This is a genomic window from Streptomyces sp. NPDC053431, assembly GCF_044544925.1.
Classification (GTDB): Bacteria; Actinomycetota; Actinomycetes; order Streptomycetales; family Streptomycetaceae; genus Streptomyces.
The window spans coordinates 238,905-255,106 of the sequence record NZ_JBITXX010000012.1; the positions used below are offsets into that span (position 1 = coordinate 238,905).

14 protein-coding genes and 1 riboswitch are annotated in these 16,202 nt (G+C 71.9%); of the genes, 11 read left to right on the forward strand and 3 right to left on the reverse strand.

Annotation, left to right across the window (positions count from 1 at the left end; genetic code table 11):
* Positions 1–186 precede the first annotated feature (186 nt).
* Positions 187–2,577: a chitinase C-terminal domain-containing protein gene (locus ACIGXE_RS26350; protein WP_399751357.1), complete on the reverse strand. Its 2,391-nt coding sequence runs from the start codon at positions 2,575–2,577 to the stop codon at positions 187–189.
* A gap of 254 nt (positions 2,578–2,831) precedes the next feature.
* Positions 2,832–2,961, forward strand: a riboswitch (FMN riboswitch).
* A gap of 179 nt (positions 2,962–3,140) precedes the next feature.
* Between ACIGXE_RS26350 and ribD the strand changes: the two genes are divergently transcribed.
* The 10 genes from ribD to ACIGXE_RS26400 all read left to right on the forward strand — a co-directional run bounded on the left by ribD (position 3,141) and on the right by ACIGXE_RS26400 (position 11,722).
* Positions 3,141–4,226, forward strand: a complete 1,086-nt coding sequence (gene ribD / locus ACIGXE_RS26355; RefSeq protein ID WP_399751358.1) for a bifunctional diaminohydroxyphosphoribosylaminopyrimidine deaminase/5-amino-6-(5-phosphoribosylamino)uracil reductase RibD — start codon at positions 3,141–3,143, stop codon at positions 4,224–4,226.
* Between the two features lie 2 nt (positions 4,227–4,228).
* A complete protein-coding gene (locus ACIGXE_RS26360; protein ID WP_399751359.1) occupies positions 4,229–4,837 on the forward strand; it encodes a riboflavin synthase in 609 nt (202 codons plus the stop codon).
* Between the two features lie 44 nt (positions 4,838–4,881).
* Entirely contained in the window at positions 4,882–5,475 is a 594-nt protein-coding gene (locus ACIGXE_RS26365; RefSeq protein ID WP_399751387.1) for a nicotinamide riboside transporter PnuC, read from the forward strand.
* Entirely contained in the window at positions 5,472–6,746 is a 1,275-nt protein-coding gene (locus tag ACIGXE_RS26370; RefSeq protein ID WP_399751360.1) for a bifunctional 3,4-dihydroxy-2-butanone-4-phosphate synthase/GTP cyclohydrolase II, read from the forward strand. Before ACIGXE_RS26365 ends, ACIGXE_RS26370 begins: the two co-directional genes overlap by 4 nt.
* 60 nt (positions 6,747–6,806) lie before the next feature.
* Positions 6,807–7,292 carry a 6,7-dimethyl-8-ribityllumazine synthase gene (ribH, locus tag ACIGXE_RS26375; RefSeq protein WP_393008862.1) on the forward strand — a complete coding sequence of 162 codons (486 nt, stop codon included), beginning with the start codon at positions 6,807–6,809 and terminating at the stop codon, positions 7,290–7,292.
* Positions 7,293–7,370: 78 nt separating this feature from the next.
* Positions 7,371–7,643, forward strand: a complete 273-nt coding sequence (locus ACIGXE_RS26380) for a phosphoribosyl-ATP diphosphatase (RefSeq protein ID WP_376637414.1) — start codon at positions 7,371–7,373, stop codon at positions 7,641–7,643.
* 88 nt (positions 7,644–7,731) lie between these two features.
* Positions 7,732–8,580, forward strand: coding sequence for an ATP phosphoribosyltransferase (hisG, locus tag ACIGXE_RS26385; protein WP_399751361.1), 849 nt, complete (start codon positions 7,732–7,734; stop codon positions 8,578–8,580).
* A gap of 40 nt (positions 8,581–8,620) precedes the next feature.
* Positions 8,621–9,073, forward strand: a complete 453-nt coding sequence (locus tag ACIGXE_RS26390; protein WP_399751362.1) for a PH domain-containing protein — start codon at positions 8,621–8,623, stop codon at positions 9,071–9,073.
* Between the two features lie 241 nt (positions 9,074–9,314).
* Positions 9,315–10,655: a hemolysin family protein gene (locus ACIGXE_RS26395; protein WP_399751363.1), complete on the forward strand. Its 1,341-nt coding sequence runs from the start codon at positions 9,315–9,317 to the stop codon at positions 10,653–10,655.
* Positions 10,652–11,722, forward strand: coding sequence for a hemolysin family protein (locus ACIGXE_RS26400; RefSeq protein ID WP_399751364.1), 1,071 nt, complete (start codon positions 10,652–10,654; stop codon positions 11,720–11,722). Before ACIGXE_RS26395 ends, ACIGXE_RS26400 begins: the two co-directional genes overlap by 4 nt.
* Positions 11,723–11,726: 4 nt before the next feature.
* Here ACIGXE_RS26400 and ACIGXE_RS26405 read toward each other — a convergent pair whose 3' ends face one another.
* Positions 11,727–13,616: an AAA family ATPase gene (locus tag ACIGXE_RS26405; RefSeq protein ID WP_399751365.1), complete on the reverse strand. Its 1,890-nt coding sequence runs from the start codon at positions 13,614–13,616 to the stop codon at positions 11,727–11,729.
* A 305-nt stretch (positions 13,617–13,921) separates the two neighbouring features.
* On the reverse strand, positions 13,922–14,551 hold the full coding sequence (locus ACIGXE_RS26410) for a uridine kinase (protein WP_399751366.1): 630 nt from the start codon (positions 14,549–14,551) through the stop codon (positions 13,922–13,924).
* Positions 14,552–14,746: 195 nt separating this feature from the next.
* Between ACIGXE_RS26410 and ACIGXE_RS26415 the strand changes: the two genes are divergently transcribed.
* Complete coding sequence (locus ACIGXE_RS26415) at positions 14,747–16,156, forward strand: peptidase C39 family protein (RefSeq protein WP_399751367.1); 1,410 nt, start codon at positions 14,747–14,749, stop codon at positions 16,154–16,156.
* Positions 16,157–16,202 lie beyond the last annotated feature (46 nt).

Consider the following 16,202-nt stretch of genomic DNA (forward strand, 5'->3'; position numbering starts at 1 on the left):
GCCCCAGGGAGCCCCTGAGGGGGCTCTGAGAGAGCCCCGGAGAGGGCCGGGATCTCCGAAAAACGGGGTCCCGTGCGGAAACACACCCGCGCCGCGCCCCGGACAGGGGGCGCGGCGCGGTGCGGGGGAGGCCCGGCGGCGGCCAAGGGCCGTGAGACCGCCGCCGGGAGTCGCGGGTTCAGCGGGTCAGCAGGCGCCCTGGTCCTTCCAGACGCCCCATTCGCCGGTCGTGCCCGGCTCCTCGTTCTGGGTCCACCACTGCGCCTTCCAGGTGTGGCCCTTGTGGGAGACGGCGCTGCCGCCGGTGTAGACCTGGCCGGCCACGTACGCCGGGGCGGTGCAGGTGCCGCCGGTCGGCGTCGGCGTCGGGGTCGGGGTCGGCGAGGTGCCGGTCGGGGTGGGGGTGGGCGATGTCGTGGTCGCCGTGGGCGTCGGGGTCGGGGTGGCGGTTGAGCCGCCCGGCTCCACCACCGTCGTGCCGCGCGCCAGGTCACCGGCGAGCGCGTAGGTCGTGCCGTTGATCGTCACCGTCCAGTTCGACGGGGTCGAGACCGGCAGGTAGTAGTTGAACGCCAGGTCGACGGTCGCGCCCGGGGCGAGGGACTGCCAGGCCGGGAGCTTCAGGGAGACCCGGTGGAAGTCGCCCTTCAGGCCGCCCACGTTGCTGCCCGTGTGATCGCTGCTGATCACCTTGGTGCCGAAGCCGGACTGGTCGGAGGCGTTGTTCGGGGCCGAGGTCGCGTAGTCGAACTGGAACTCGGTGCCGCCCGGCAGCGTGGTGGCGGTGTTGTTGGTGATCTTGATCTTCGGTGTGATCGGGTAGTTGGAGTCGCCGAGCTTGAACTCGGTGAACTCCACGCCCACCTTCACGGCCTGCGTCGGCAGCGCCCTGTTCGACTTCTTGGCGCCGTACGGCGCGGCCGCCTTGAACTTGTCGTACATCAGCGAGGTGAGCGTCGAGCCCATCTCGTACTGGCCCTTGGCCGCGTTCCAGGCGTAGTCGCCGGCCATCTCCCAGACCATCGTGCCGCCGATGCCGCGGTCGACCACGTAGTCGGCCTTCGCGGCCACGGACTGCTCGTCCTCGGTGGAGAGGAAGACCTTCTTCTGGGCGTTCCACAGCCACGGGGCGACCAGGGTGGCGTCGTACCTGCGGACGTAGGTGCCGGTCAGCGTGGTGTTCGCGGGGAAGCCGTACTGGGTGACGTAGTCGCCGACGATCCCCTTCTCCAGGTTCTTGGCGTGCCACATCGGGTTGGAACCGGCGGGCGACTCCTGCCCGTTGGTGTCCTTGTCGTGCCACAGGTTGTCGATGCCGACGGCACCGTCACCGCACTTGGTCAGGCCGGCGCCGGCCGGGCAGGTGGTCGCGGCGGCCTTGCCCCACAGGCCGTCGGTGCCGCCCTGCACGTTCTTGTGGCCGCGGGTGTAGTACGGCAGGCCGATGTTGATCCGGCCGGCCGGCATCGAGCCGCGGAAGTAGTGGTAGGCCCAGTCGGTGTTGAGGTAGCCGATGCCGCCGTACTGCGAGGAGCCGTAGACGTTGGCCGCGGCGAGCTCGGCGTCCTTGCCGTCGTCGAAGAGCGAGGCGTTCGGGCCGACGTACTCGTTCCAGGCGCCGTGCAGGTCGTAGGACATGATGTTGACGTAGTCCAGGTACTTCTGCATCTGGAAGGTCTCCATGCCCCGCAGCAGGTAGCCCGAGGAGGGCGCGGCGACGGTCAGCAGGTAGTGCCTGCCGTCGGCGGCGCCGGCCGTGTCGAGCTTCTCGCGCAGGGACTTCATCAGGGCCGCGTAGCCCTGGACGAGACCGGCCCGGCGGGCGTTCGCGAGCTGCCAGTCGAGCGGGTTTCCCGCGTCCTTCATCGTCGTCGGGTACTCGTAGTCGATGTCGACGCCGTTGAACCCGTACTTCCGGATGAAGTCGACGGCCGAGCCGGCGAACGTGTCGATCCCGGCCTGGTTGACCGACCCGTCGGCGTTGGTCGCCATCGCGTAGAAGCCGCCGGAGTTCACCCGGCTGCCGTTGTCGTCGAAGTAGCCGCCGGTCTCCGCCCAGCCGCCGACGGAGATCAGCGTCTTGACGTTCGGGTGCTGCTTCTTGAACTTGTTGAGCAGGTTGAAGTGGCCCTTGTAGGCGTACGCCGGGTCCATCTCGGCGCCCGCGACACCGGGCCAGGTCATCCCGGTGGCCGCGTTGCCGGGCCCGTCCGCGCCCACGGACAGCTTGTTGTCGCCGCCGACGTGGCCGAAGGCGTAGTTGATGTGGGTGACCTTGTCCCACGGGATGTCCTTGGCGAGGTAGGCGGGCTCGCCGTTCTTTCCGGTGCGCCAGCCGGTGAAGTAGCCGATGACCCGGCGCTGGTGGTCCGCGCCCATCTTCTCGCGGCCCTCGGTGTCGTAGACCGAGCAGTACGGGACGTCGACGCCGGGGGTCTTGTAGAGCCCGTCGGGGCGACAGGACTCGTTGTCGGCCGCGTACGAGACACCGCCGGCGGCGAGGGAGCTGATCAGCAGCCCGGCGACGGCGGCGCCGGACGCGAGCAGGCTCGCTCTCTTCTTCGTGGGGGACAGCACGTTCGGTTCCTCCAGGGGAGGTCGGCAGAACACAACGAACAAGGGGGTGGGTCGTGTCGGGCCCGTGGAGTGCGCACACCGGCGGGCCGTACCTCGGAGGTGACACGGAGATTAAGAGGACTAGACCAGTGCGTCAATAGGTCTGGACCAAGGCGGGGTTACGTGGCAGGGTGAGCGCGGGCTGTGAGCCAGCCCACAGGGCTTCACCCGTATGGCCGGTGCCCGGTCGTGGCAGACTGGCCCTGTATCAGCAGCAGCGCACTCCGGGGTCGGTGTAATTCCGAACCGGCGGTATAGTCCGCGACCCGTCCGCAGCCAGCGGCCGGTTGACCAGGTGAGATTCCTGGACCGACGGTGAAAGTCCGGATGGGAGGCAGTGCGCGGCGGGCGACCCCTTTCCAGGGGTGAGCCGGCCGTACGTCCGCTGGTCGCCGTACCCGTACGCGGGGCCGGCGCACCGCAGGACTCTCGGCTTCGGCGCACCCTGTGCGAGGCCGTCGTTTCCGCTCCCTGTCGTCATCGACAGGCCCCGGAGTCCGTGCCCGAAGAGGCAGGAGGACCCGGTGGCCACCCAGGCCGACATCACCGCCATGCGACGCGCGATCGCGCTCGCCGCCCGCGGTCTCGGCTCCACCAGCCCCAACCCCGTCGTCGGCTGCGTCATCACCGACGCCTCCGGCCACCAGGTCGGCGAGGGCTGGCACCAGCGCGCCGGCGGTCCGCACGCCGAGGTCCACGCCCTGCGTGAGGCCGGCGTCCTGGCCCGCGGCGGCACCGCGTACGTCACCCTCGAACCCTGCAACCACACCGGCCGCACCGGCCCCTGCGCCCAGGCCCTCCTCGACGCCGGGATCGCCCGCGTCGTCTACGCGGTCGGCGACCCGAACCCGCAGGCCACGGGCGGTGCCGACACCCTCCGCGCGGCCGGGGCCCAGGTCGAGCAGGGCCTCCTGGAGGACGAGGCCGAAGCCGGCAACATCGCCTGGCTCACCTCCGTCCGCCGCGGCCGCCCCTTCGTCCGCTGGAAGTACGCCGCCACCCTCGACGGCCGGATCGCCGCCGCCGACGGCAGCTCCCGCTGGATCAGCTCCGCCGAGTCCCGCGCCGACGTGCACCGGCTGCGCGCCGAGTCCGACGCCGTCCTCGTCGGCGGCGGCACCCTGCGCGCGGACGACCCGCACCTCGCCGTCCGCGGGATCGAGGGAGCCGTCCAGCCGCTGCGGGTCGCCCTCGACACGCGCGCCACCATCCGCCCCACGGCCCGCCTCCTCGACGACGCCGCGCCCACCCTGCTGGTCGTCGGCGAGGACGCCGACACCGCGCACCTGCCGGGCGTCGAGCCGCTCCGGCTGCCCCTGCACGACGGCCGGATCGACGTGACCGAGCTCCTCGGCCGGCTGCACGCCCGGGGCGTCCGCTCCGTCCTGCTCGAAGGCGGCCCCACCCTCGCGGGCTCCTTCGTCGCCGCGGGCGCCGTCGACCAGGTCGTCGGCTACCTCGCCCCCGTCCTCCTCGGCGCCGGCCCGCAGGCCCTCGCCGACGCCGGAATCACCACCATCACCGACGCGTTGCGCCTCGACATCACCGAGACCGAACGCATCGGATCCGATGTCCGCATCACCGCCGTCCCGTCCACCAAGGGAGCCTGACCGTGTTCACCGGAATCGTCGAAGAGCTGGGCGAGGTCGTCGCCGTCGAGCAGCTGGCGGACGCCTCCCGCTTCCGCCTGCGCGGCCCCGTGGTCACCGAAGGCGCCCAGCACGGCGACTCGATCGCCGTCAACGGCGTCTGCCTCACGGTCGTCGAGTTCGGCGACGGCGAGTTCACCGCCGACGTGATGGCCGAGACCCTCAAGCGCTCCTCGCTGGGCGCCCTGGAGGTGGGCTCCCGCGTCAACCTGGAGCGGCCCATGGCCGTCGGCGGGCGCCTCGGCGGCCACATCGTCCAGGGTCACGTGGACGGCACCGGCACCATCCTGGAGCGCGAGCCCTCCGAGCACTGGGAGATCGTCAAGGTCGGCCTGCCCGCCCAGCTCGCCCGTTACGTCGTCGAGAAGGGCTCCATCACGGTCGACGGCGTCAGCCTCACCGTCGTCGAGGTCGGCGACGACTGGTTCACGATCAGCCTCATCCCCACCACCCTCGCCCTGACCACGCTGGGCCTCAAGCAGCCCGGCGCCCCGGTCAACCTCGAGGTGGACGTCATCGCCAAGTACGTCGAGCGGCTGCTCGGCCCGAACGCACAGGAGAACGTCAAGTGAACTGGCTCAACTCCGAGGCGTTCACCGTCTTCGGCCAGCACATCATGTGGTCCGACATGATCGGCAACACGATCGGTCTGATCGCCCTGGCCCTCGGCTGGCGCCGCTCCATCCTCACCTGGCCCGCCCAGCTGCTCTCCGGCCTGATCCTGGTCGGCGCCTACGCCTCCGCCCACCTCTCCGGCGGCGTCGGCAAGCAGCTCCTCGTCATCGGCGTCGCCGCCTGGGGCTGGTGGCAGTGGAACCGCGGCAGGCGGCAGGCACAGGACGGCTCCATCGCCGTCCGCTTCGCGAGCTGGAAGGAGCGGGGACTGCTCCTGGCCGGCGCGGCCCTCGGCACCCTCGCCGTCGGCGGCCTGTTCACCCTCTACCCGCAGCTCTCCTGGAGCCCGTGGGCCGACGCGTACATCTTCGTCGGCACCCTCGTCGCGATGGTCGCCCAGGCCCGCGGCCTGGTCGAGTTCTGGTTCGCCTGGCTCCTCGTCGACCTCGTCGGCGTCCCCCTCGCCTTCAACAGCGGCCTCGCCTTCTCCGGCCTGGTCTACGTCATCTACTTCGCCCTCGTCATCTGGGGCATGCGCGACTGGTGGCTCCGGACGCGCACCGCTCCCGCCGCTCTGGAAGGAGTTCACGCATGAGCGCGCTGCTCTGGGACGCCACCGACCTCGTCCTCGACCCCGTCGAGCAGGCCATCGCGGACATCGCCGCCGGCCGCCCCGTCGTCGTCGTGGACGACGAGGACCGCGAGAACGAGGGCGACCTCGTCATCGCCGCCGAGAAGGCCACCCCCGAGGTCGTCGCCTTCATGATGAGCGAGTGCCGCGGCCTGATCTGCGCCCCCATGGAGGGCGACGAGCTGGAGCGCCTCCAGCTGCCGCAGATGGTCGACCACAACACCGAGTCCATGAAGACGGCCTTCACCGTCTCCGTCGACGCGAGCCCCGCCCACGGCGTCACCACCGGCATCTCCGCCGCCGACCGCGCCACCACCCTGCGGATGCTGGCCGGCGGGACGTACGAGCCCGGCGACTTCGTCCGCCCCGGCCACATCTTCCCGCTGCGCGCCAAGCCCGGCGGCGTCCTGGCCCGCAACGGGCACACCGAGGCCGCCGTCGACCTCGCCCGCCTCGCCGGACTCCGCCCGGCCGGCGCGATCGTCGAGATCGCCGGCGAGGACGGCGTCATGCTGCGCCTGCCCGAGCTGATCCCCTTCGCCCGCAAGCACGGCCTGACGATCATCTCCATCGAGGACCTGATCGCCTACCGGCGCAGCGCCGAGCCGACCGTCCGCCGCGAGGCCGAGGTGCAGCTGCCCACCCGGCACGGCGACTTCACCGCGTACGGCTACCGCTCCACCGTCGACGGCGTCGAGCACGTCGCCCTCGTCCACGGCGAGATCGGCGACGGCGAGGACGTCCTCGTCCGGGTCCACTCCGAGTGCCTCACCGGCGACGTCTTCCACTCGCTGCGCTGCGACTGCGGCCCCCAGCTGGAAGCCTCCATGGACCGCATCACCGAGGCCGGCCGCGGAGTCGTCGTCTACCTCCGGGGCCACGAGGGACGCGGCATCGGCCTGCTGTCCAAGCTCCGCGCCTACGAGCTGCAGGAGCGCGGCCGCGACACCCTCGACGCCAACCTGGAACTGGGCCTGCCCGCCGACGCCCGCGACTACGCGGCCGGCGCGCAGATCCTCGCCGACCTCGGGGTCCGCAGCCTGCGGCTGATGACCAACAACCCCGACAAGATCGAAGCCCTCACCCGGCACGGCCTGACCGTCGCGGGCCGTGAGCCGATGCCCGTCCTGGCGGGCGAGCACAACCTCCGCTACCTGCGCACCAAGCGGGACCGGATGGGCCACGACCTGCCCTGGCTGGAGGGCACCCCGGCCGGCACCTGCGGCAACCAGTAGTCAGCAGTCCCGAATCCCTTCATCGTCCGTATCGCGTACGTAACACCGGCAAGGAGAAACATGAGCGGCAAGGGCGCACCCGTCCTCAGCGTGAAGAACTGCGGCGACCTCCGCGTCGCGGTCATCGCGGCCCAGTGGCACGAGAAGATCATGGACGGCCTCGTCGACGGCGCCCTGCGCGCCCTGAGCGAGCTCGGCATCGAGGAGCCCACCCTGCTCCGCGTCCCCGGCAGCTTCGAGCTCCCGGTCGTCGCGAAGGTCCTCGCGGGGCGCGGTTACGATGCCATCGTGGCGCTCGGTGTCGTCATCCGCGGCGGAACGCCGCACTTCGAGTACGTGTGCCAGGGCGTCACCCAGGGCCTCACCCAGGTCTCCATCGACACCGGCGTACCCGTCGGATTCGGCGTCCTGACCGTCGACAACGAGGAGCAGGCCCTGGACCGGGCCGGTCTGGAAGGCTCCCGCGAGGACAAGGGCCACGAGGCCGTCACCGCCGCCGTCGCCACCGCGACCACGCTGCGGACGGTCAGCGAACCCTGGCGCTGAGGGCCCGCCGCGCCCTCCGTCCCACCTGATGGAGGCGCTGAGCGCCCGGCCTCTCACACCCCGTACTCTTAGGACATCATGGCGAACAAAACCTTCGAAGAGCTCTTCGCCGAGCTCAAGCTCAAGGCCGAGAACGGCGACCCGGCGACCTCCCGCACCGCGGAACTGGTCGGCAAGGGCGTCCATGCCATCGGCAAGAAGGTCGTCGAGGAGGCCGCCGAGGTCTGGATGGCCGCCGAGTACGAGGGCAAGGAAGCGGCCGCCGAGGAGATCTCGCAGCTGCTGTACCACGTCCAGGTGATGATGGTCGCCCGCGGGATCTCGCTCGACGACGTCTACGCCCACCTCTGAGCGCGAACCCCGCGTACGAGCTCCGAGCACGAACCGAACACCGAGCACCGAACACCCAGCAACTCCTGAGTCAAAGGAAGCCCACCCCATGCTGCGCATCGCCGTCCCCAACAAGGGTTCTCTCTCCGGACCTGCGATGGAGATGCTCCATGAGGCGGGCTACCGGCAGCGCAAGGAGTCCAAGGAGCTCGTCACCGTCGACCCGGACAACGAGGTGGAGTTCTTCTACCTGCGTCCCAAGGACATCGCGATCTACGTGGCGTCCGGCCGGCTCGACATCGGCATCACCGGCCGCGACCTGCTCCTGGACTCCGGCGCCAACGCCGAGGAGATCCTGCCGCTGAACTTCGGCCGCTCCACCTTCCGCTACGCCACCCGGCCCGGCACCGCGAACGGCCCCGAGGACTTCCACGGGATGACGATCGCCACCTCCTACGAGGGCATCGTCGCCAAGCACCTCGCCGAGCAGGGCGTCGACGCCTCCGTCGTGCACCTCGACGGCGCCGTCGAGACCGCGATCCAGCTGGGCGTCGCCCAGGTCATCGCCGACGTCGTGGAGACCGGCACCAGCCTGCGCAACGCCGGTCTTGAGGTCATCGGCGAGCCGATCCTCACCTCCGAGGCCGTCGTCGTCCGCCGCACCGGCGCCCCGACCGACGACCCCAAGGTCCAGCAGTTCCTGCGCCGCCTCCAGGGCGTCCTCGTCGCCCGGTCGTACGTGATGATGGACTACGACTGCCGCGCCGAGCACCTGGAGCAGGCCGTCGCCCTCACCCCCGGCCTCGAGTCGCCCACCGTCTCGCCGCTGCACAACGAGGGCTGGGTCGCCGTCCGTGCCATGGTCCCCGCCAAGGAGGCCCAGAAGGTCATGGACGACCTGTACGAGCTGGGTGCCCGCGCCATCCTCACCACGGCCATCCACGCCTGCCGCCTCTGACCCGCCGCCCGCTCCGACGCACCGCCCGCTAGGAACACCCATGCCCGAGTCCACCACTCCCGCCCTCCCGGTCACCTTCCGGCCGGCCCGCACCCGGGTCGTCCTGCTGACCGCCGGGGTGACGATGTTCGTCGTCATCACGGCCGTCGGGATGATGCTGGAGAAGCTCGGGCCGGGGGAGCGGGCGAGCTTCGTGTTCACCGCCGCGCTCTTCCTCGGCGTCCTGGTGCTGCTCAGCCGCCCCAAGGTCGTCGCCGACGAGCAGGGCGTCACGGTCGTCAACATCACCCGGACGCGCCGACTGGCGTGGGCCGAGATCCTGCGGGTCAACCTGCGCCCCGGCGACCCCTGGGTCTTCCTCGACCTGAGCGACGGCACCAGCCTGCCCGTCCTCGGCATCCAGCCGGGAATCGCCAAGCAGCGGGCCATCGAGGACGCCCGCGCGCTGCGCGGCCTCGCCGACAGCCGGGGCAGCGGAGCGGAGCGGGGCTGACCCCCGAGGAGACCCCGGGCGAACCCGGATCAGTCCCCCATACGGGGCCGACCCCCTGCCCGCGACGGCGCGGGCGTGATTACTCTTGTGGCGGTGGTGCCGAGGGGCACCACCGCCTCGCTGTGCAGGGCCGCCCACCGGTGGCCCGCGAGGCAGCCCTTCGACCCGAGGAGTGACTCCCTCCAGCAATGGACGGATCGTCCGGTAGTACCTGCGCCGCCCCCTCACCCGAGGCGGCGGCATGATCGTCTCCCTTCTGCTGCTCGCCGCAGCCTTCCTCCTGATCCTCGCCAACGGCTTCTTCGTGGCCGCCGAATTCGGCCTCGTCACCGTGGAGCGCGCCGACGCCGAGCGCGCCGCCGCCGAAGGCGACCGTCGGGCCCGCACCGTGGTCAGGGCGCTGCGCGAGCTGTCCTTCCAGCTCTCCGGCACCCAGCTCGGCATCACGATCACCTCGCTCGTCACCGGCATGCTCGCCGAGCCCGCGCTCGCCGGGCTGCTCGACGGGCCGCTCACCGCGACCGGGCTTCCCGAGGGGGCCGTCTCCGGCATCGCCGTGGCGGTGGGCATGCTGCTCGCCTCCGCGGTCCAGATGGTGGTCGGCGAACTCGTGCCCAAGAACTGGGCGGTCTCCCGGCCGCTCCAGGTGGCCCGCTTCGTCGCCGGACCGCAGCACGTGTTCTCCGCGCTGTTCCGGCCGGTGATCACGCTCCTGAACACCGTCGCCAACCGGCTCGTCCGGCTGTTCGGCGTGGAGCCGGCCGACGAGCTCGACTCGGTCCGCACCCCGGGGGAGCTGGTCTCCCTCGCCCGCCACTCGGCCCAGGCCGGCGCCCTCGAACAGGACACCGCCGACCTCTTCGTCCGCACCCTGACCCTCGGCGGGCTCACCGCCGAACAGGTCATGACCCCGCGGGTGAAGATGAGCGCCCTCCAGTCGGACGCCACCGCGGCCGACGTCCTGAACCTCACCCGGGCCACCGGCCTGTCCCGGTTCCCGGTCTACCGCGAGCGGATCGACGAGATCGTCGGCATGGTCCACCTCAAGGACGCGCTCGCCGTCGTCCCGCAGGAGCGGCACCGGGTCCCCGTGGGCCGGATCGCCGTACCGCCGCTGCTCGTCCCCGAGTCGCTGCCGGCCCAGGCCCTCCTGGAGAGGCTGCGCCGCGAACAGCCGATAGCGGTCGTCGTCGACGAGTACGGCGGCACCGCCGGGGTCGTCACCCTGGAGGACATCGTCGAGGAGCTCGTCGGCGAGGTCCGCGACGAGCACGACACCGCCGCCGACGAGCGTCCGGAACTGGCCGCCGTGCCCTCCGAGGACGGCTCCCAGGTCTGGGAGGCCGACGGCTCCTGCCGGGTGCACACCCTGCACCGGATAGGCCTGGACGTGCCCGACGGCCCGTACGAGACGGTCGCCGGGCTCGTCGCCGATCTGCTCGGCCGGATCCCCGCCCCGGGCGACCGGGCCGAGCTCCCGGGCTGGCGCCTCTCCGTGCGCCAGGTCGACCGCTACCGCGCCGAACGGGTGCGGATCGTGCGCACCGCCCCGGTGCCCGTCGCCGCGGAGGCGGCCCGATGAGTCTGCTTCCCCTGCTCTTCGCCGTTCTGCTGGTGCTCGCCAACGGCTTCTTCGTCGGCGCCGAGTTCGCGCTCGTCTCCGTACGCCGCAGCCAGATCGAGCCGCTCGGCGGCAAGCGGGCCCGCCAGGTCCTGTACGGCCTGGAGAACCTGCCCCAGATGATGGCCGCCGCCCAGTTCGGCATCACCGTCGCCTCGCTGACCCTCGGCGCCGTCGCGGAGCCGACCGTGGCCCGGCTGCTCGAACCCGTCTTCCACGCGGTGGGCGTGCCGGAGGGCCTCATCCATCCCCTCGGGTACGTGCTCGCCCTGGCCGCGGTGGTCTTCCTCCACCTGGTCATCGGCGAGATGGTCCCGAAGAACCTGGCGATGGCCGACCCCGAGCGCACCGCGCTCGCGCTCGGCCCCGGCCTGGTCGGCTTCGCCCGGGTCTGCCGGCCGGTGACCAGCGCGCTCGGCAACTGCGCGCGCCTGGTCCTGCGGGCCTTCAAGGTCGAGCCGAAGGACGAGGTGGAGGCCGTCTTCACCAGCACCCAGCTCGGCCGGCTCGTCGAGGACGCCGGCCAGGCCGGACTGCTCGACCCGGCCGAGCAGGAGCGCCTGGAGGACGCCCTGGAACTGGGCACCCGCCCCGTGACGGACGTCCTCATCCCGTCCTCCGCGCTCGTCACCGTCCCGCCGTCGGTCACCCCGCGCGCCATCGAGGAGCTGACGGTCCGGACCGGATACTCCCGCTTCCCGGTGCGCGGCGAGGGCCGCGGCGTCTTCATGGGCTTCGTGCACGTGAAGGACGTCCTCGACCTGGAGGACCGCGAGCGGGCGGTGCCCCAGCAGATCTGGCGGCCCATGGCCACCCTGCGGGCCGAGCTGCCGCTCGACGACGCGCTCACCGTGATGCGCCGCGCCGCGACCCACCTCGCCCAGGTGTCGGACGCCTCCGGCCGGGTCCTCGGCCTGGTCGCCCTGGAGGACGTCCTGGAGATGCTCGTCGGCGAGGTCCGCGACCCCGCCCACCGCCTCGCCCCCCGGCCGCGGCCGGAACGGCCGGCGGAGGCGCTGACGGGCTGAGCGCTCAGATGCCCGGCGGTTCCTGCGGGCCGCGGTCCGTCGGGCCGCGGCCCGACAGGACCTCGCCGTACGCCTGCATGAGGTCCGGCAGGCGCAGGGTGGCGAGGTCCTCCCGGCCCGGGGTGCCCGGGTAGCCGGACAGCCGCAGGTCGCGGTAGGCACAGGACTTCTCGTACAGGGTGCGCAGGAAGCGCCCGTTGCCGAGCTCGTCGATCCAGCCCTGGTCGACGACGTGCCCGCTGATCGAGCGCAGCTCGTCCAGGGCCTCCTCGTCCCAGGCGTCGCCGTTCGCGGCGGCGAGGACCTCGCCGATCGCGGTGAGTTCGAGCGGCCGGTACGAGGGGAAGTCGACCCGGGTCGTGAAGCGGGAGGACAGCCCCGGGTTGGTGGCGAGCAGCCGGTCCATGCCCTCCGGGTAGCCGGCCAGGATCACCACCAGGTGGTCGCGGTTGTCCTCGGCGCGCTTGAGCAGGACCTGGAGGGCCTCGTCGCCGTAGGCGTCGCCCTTGCTGTAGCCGCTGTTGGACAGCGAGTAGGCCTCGTCGACGAAGAGCACCCCGCCGACCGCCGAGTCGATCAGCTCGTTCGCCTTGACGGCGGTCTGCCCCAGGAACTCGCCGACGAGATCCGCCCGCTGGGCCTCCACGAGATGGTCGCCGCCGAGCAGCCCGAGCGCGTAGAAGACCCGGCCGAGGATGCGGGCGACGGTGGTCTTCCCGGTGCCCGAGGGGCCCGAGAAGACAAAGTGACGTTTCGGCGGCTGGACGGGAAGGCCCTGCCCGGCGCGGAGCCGGGCCATCTCCAGCTGCGCCGACAGGGCCTTGACCTGCCTCTTGACCGGCTCCATGCCGACCATCCGCTCCAGCTCCGCGAGCGCCTCGGCGAGCAGCGCCGGGTCCGTGGGGCTGGCGGGAAAGCGGGGCGGCACCGGTTGCGGCGGCACCGCCGCCTTCTGGCGTGCGAAGTCCGGCGGCTCCGGTGGCGCGGGCGGTGCCACGGCCCCCGGCTTGACCAGCAGCCCCTCGCCGGCCGCGACGTCCGGATCGAGCCGCTCGCCGTCCACCGTGTCCTGGCCGCCGAGGCCTCCGTACAGGGCGGGGGCGAGCCCCATCGGGTCGTCGCCCTCGAAGCCGTCGTACTCGGCGATGGCGGCGAGCCGGGCCGCGGTGTCCATGAACGCCGGGTCGATCCGGTGCACCGCCCGGTACAGCGGGAGGGCGGCGGCGGTGCGGCCGGTCCCCTCATGGGCCCGGGCCAGCCAGTAGCGCAGCTCCTTGCGCTGCGGCTGCTCGCTGCGGCAGCGCATGAGCGCCGCGGAGAGCAGCGGCTCGGCCTGCCCGTACATCTCCAGGCGCACCCGGGCCATGCCGCCGAAGAGGCCCGCCTCGATGCCCAGCAGGGGGTCGTCGACCAGCGGCTCGGTGTGCCGCACCAACTGCTCCCAGTCCTTGACCAGGTACGAGCGGCAGGCGTGCAGGAAGCGGACCTGCGGGTCGGCGTCGACGGGCGGGAGCCCGGCGAGGGCCCGGTCGAGCTCGGGCACATGGCGCCCGTCGAGCCAGTGCGAGGCGTGCGCGAGCAGCAGGTCCCGCGGGCTCTCGAGCACCGGCTGCACCCACCAGCCCAGCCAGTACCAGGAGTTGAGGGTCCGACGGTGCCGGGTGCGCTGCTCGCCGAAGCGCTCGCGGTTGCGGTACATCCGCAGCAGCGCGGTCGTCGTGTCGACCCGTAGCGCGTGCAGACCGAGCCAGCCGTCGGCCATGCCGGGGTCGATGCGCACCGCCGTACGGAACTCCTCCTCGGCCTGCGGATAGGCGCCCATCGTGTAGGCGTCGACTCCGCGCAGCCAGGCGAGCTCGGCGGGGGCATGCGTGCCCTGTGTGCCGAAGTCCATCAGGTCCCCCACAACCGTCTACACGTGGACGGGAATTGACCGCACCGGGGGCATCGTACCTGCGCAGGGGGTGCGTGATGAGGGAGAAGAAGCCGATCGGTCGTGATCGGCACGATCCGTCGACGGCCCACCGGCGGTGACCCTCGGTGAGCGGAAGGGCGGAACGAAGCCCCCGATCACGGGGGAACAACCGGGGGCTTCGCGTCCGCGGCGACTCCGGAGAGCCGCACATTGAGAACGTAAGACCTGTACGCCCCTTGGGTCAAGCCGAGTTGAGGCACTTGCGGAAGCGGAGTCCCTTCTGCTCAGTTTGCGGCCGGGGAGTCGTCACATTGGGTGATGATCTGGTTCGGGCCTGCTGCCACAAGAGGTCCGGGCAGCCACTCGTACCCCTCTTCTCGCTCCCGTACCAGGGTGTCGGCGAACGGCCGCGAAGGGTCCGCGGAGAAATGGCGAGTCTCCGCCACGGTCCAGCCGTCCCAGAACGCGGAGAGCTCCGGACCGTCCCGGTGCCGCCCGCGCACCCAGGACTCCTCGGCTCCGCGCTCCATCCACATCAGCCCCGCCAGGAACGGCCGCAGCTCCCGCCGCCCGGCCCCCACGCCTTCCACGAGCACCACGGGTGCCGCCGGCAGCGGTCGGGGCGGACCGAAGACCCGCAGATTCCAGTCGTACGGGTGATAGAGCGCCGTCTCGCCCCGGGAGAGCGGCCCGATCACCTCGGTGAGCATCCGGCCGGTCCACTCGAAGAGCTCCTCGTGCGTGGCGAGGTCGTCGAGGTGGAGGACCGGGGCGTCGCCCAGAGCCGCGGCGAGCCGGGCGGCCAGCGTGGACTTCCCCGATCCCGCGTGCCCGTCGACCGCGACGAGCCGCACCGGGCCGCAGGAGGGCGGCCGCCGGCGCAGTGCGGTGGCGACGCGGTCGAGATCGTTCATGGCCCCAGGGTAGGGGACCGCCTCCGGGCGGCCCGCCGCAGGTCAGCGCGGCGGCCGGCGCCACTGGTGAAGACCAATATTGCTCGGGCGGCACGCGTCGAATCGCTGGCAGAAGACGTCCGCGAGCCGCGATAGTGGGGCGCGCAGCAGCCCCAGCCCGTCCGTCCGCCACCACCGACCGGAGGGTCACCGCCCATGCCCCCTGCCACCCCGCGCAGAACCGTCCTCGCCGCGGCCCTCGCCGCCGCCGCGGGGACGACCGCCGCCGCTCCCGCGTCCGCCGAGACCTGTGCCGACTCCGAGGCCGAGGCCTGCGCCGCCCCCACCGACCCGGGCACCGGCGCGGACACCGAGCGCGGCCACGCCCCCGCCCCCCGACTCGTCGACAACCACTTCTGGAGCTCGTACACCGACTGGCGCTGCGGCATCGCCGCCGGCACGAGGGCGGTCTCCGGCCACCGCCCCGGCCTGGTCATCGACACCCCCGCCGGCCGCACCGACTACACCGACCCGCACACCGGCCGGACGAGCACCTGGGAGCACGCGAGCTGGACCTCGCCCACCCACACCTCCGCCGTCCCCGCCACCGAGGTCATCGCCTCCTGGAACGCCCACACCCCGCCCGGCACCTGGCTCCAGGTCGAGCTGCGCGGCACCTACGGCGACGGCACCGACACCCCCTGGTTCGTCATGGGCCGCTGGGCCGCCGGCGACGCCGACATCCGCCGCACCTCGGTCGACGACCAGAGCGACGGCAAGGCCTCCATCTGGACCGACACCTTCTCGATCGACGACGCGGCGAGCGGTCTCCGCCTGCTCTCCTACCGCCTGCGCCTCACCCTCTACCGCGAGCCCGGCACGACGCTCACCCCGACGGTCTGGCGGCTGGGCGCGATGGCCTCGGACGTTCCCGACCGCTTCACCGTGCCGGCCTCCGCGCCCGGGCTCGACCACGAGCTGACCGTGCCGCGCTACTCGCAGAACATCCACCTCGGCCAGTACCCCGAGTACGACAACGGCGGCGAGGCCTGGTGCAGCCCCACCTCCTCGCAGATGATCATCGAGTACTGGGGCCGAGGCCCCGCCGCCGAGGACCTGGCCTGGGTGAACCCGGACTTCGCCGACCCCCAGGTCTGCCACGCGGCCCGCTTCACCTACGACTACCAGTACGCCGGCTGCGGCAACTGGCCCTTCAACGCCGCCTACGCCGCCACCTACCCCGACATGAACGCCGTCGTGACCCGCCTCGGCTCGCTCACCGACCTGGAGACCCTGATCCGCGCGGGCATCCCGGCCATAACGTCCCAGTCCTTCCGCAAGGAGGAACTGACGGGCGCCGGATACGGCACCTCGGGCCACCTGATGACCGTGATCGGCTTCACCGCCTCCGGCGACGTGATCGCCAACGACCCCGCCTCGCCGAACAACCCGGCGGTACGGCGGGTCTACCGGCGGCGCGAGTGGGAGAACATCTGGCTGCGCACCAAGCGTTATGACGCAAACGGCAAGGTCAGAGGCGGTACGGGGGGTGTCTGCTACATCTTCTGGCCGGTCAAGTCAGCACCAAGTCAGCACCGCGCGCTGCAGGCACTCGGCCTGGTGTGAGCATGTGCGGCCCGACGGTCGTCTCGACGACCTGACGGCAGCGCTC

Coding starts and splice junctions, on each gene's coding strand:
- ACIGXE_RS26365 (WP_399751387.1), top strand. CDS start 4,882: ATGTGGTCCGACATGATCGGCAACACGATCGGTCTGATCGCCCTGGCC.
- ACIGXE_RS26370 (WP_399751360.1), top strand. CDS start 5,472: ATGAGCGCGCTGCTCTGGGACGCCACCGACCTCGTCCTCGACCCCGTC.
- ribH (WP_393008862.1), top strand. CDS start 6,807: ATGAGCGGCAAGGGCGCACCCGTCCTCAGCGTGAAGAACTGCGGCGAC.
- ACIGXE_RS26380 (WP_376637414.1), top strand. CDS start 7,371: ATGGCGAACAAAACCTTCGAAGAGCTCTTCGCCGAGCTCAAGCTCAAG.
- hisG (WP_399751361.1), top strand. CDS start 7,732: ATGCTGCGCATCGCCGTCCCCAACAAGGGTTCTCTCTCCGGACCTGCG.
- ACIGXE_RS26390 (WP_399751362.1), top strand. CDS start 8,621: ATGCCCGAGTCCACCACTCCCGCCCTCCCGGTCACCTTCCGGCCGGCC.
- ACIGXE_RS26395 (WP_399751363.1), top strand. CDS start 9,315: ATGATCGTCTCCCTTCTGCTGCTCGCCGCAGCCTTCCTCCTGATCCTC.
- ACIGXE_RS26400 (WP_399751364.1), top strand. CDS start 10,652: ATGAGTCTGCTTCCCCTGCTCTTCGCCGTTCTGCTGGTGCTCGCCAAC.
- ACIGXE_RS26405 (WP_399751365.1), bottom strand. CDS start 13,616: ATGGACTTCGGCACACAGGGCACGCATGCCCCCGCCGAGCTCGCCTGG.
- ACIGXE_RS26410 (WP_399751366.1), bottom strand. CDS start 14,551: ATGAACGATCTCGACCGCGTCGCCACCGCACTGCGCCGGCGGCCGCCC.
- ACIGXE_RS26415 (WP_399751367.1), top strand. CDS start 14,747: ATGCCCCCTGCCACCCCGCGCAGAACCGTCCTCGCCGCGGCCCTCGCC.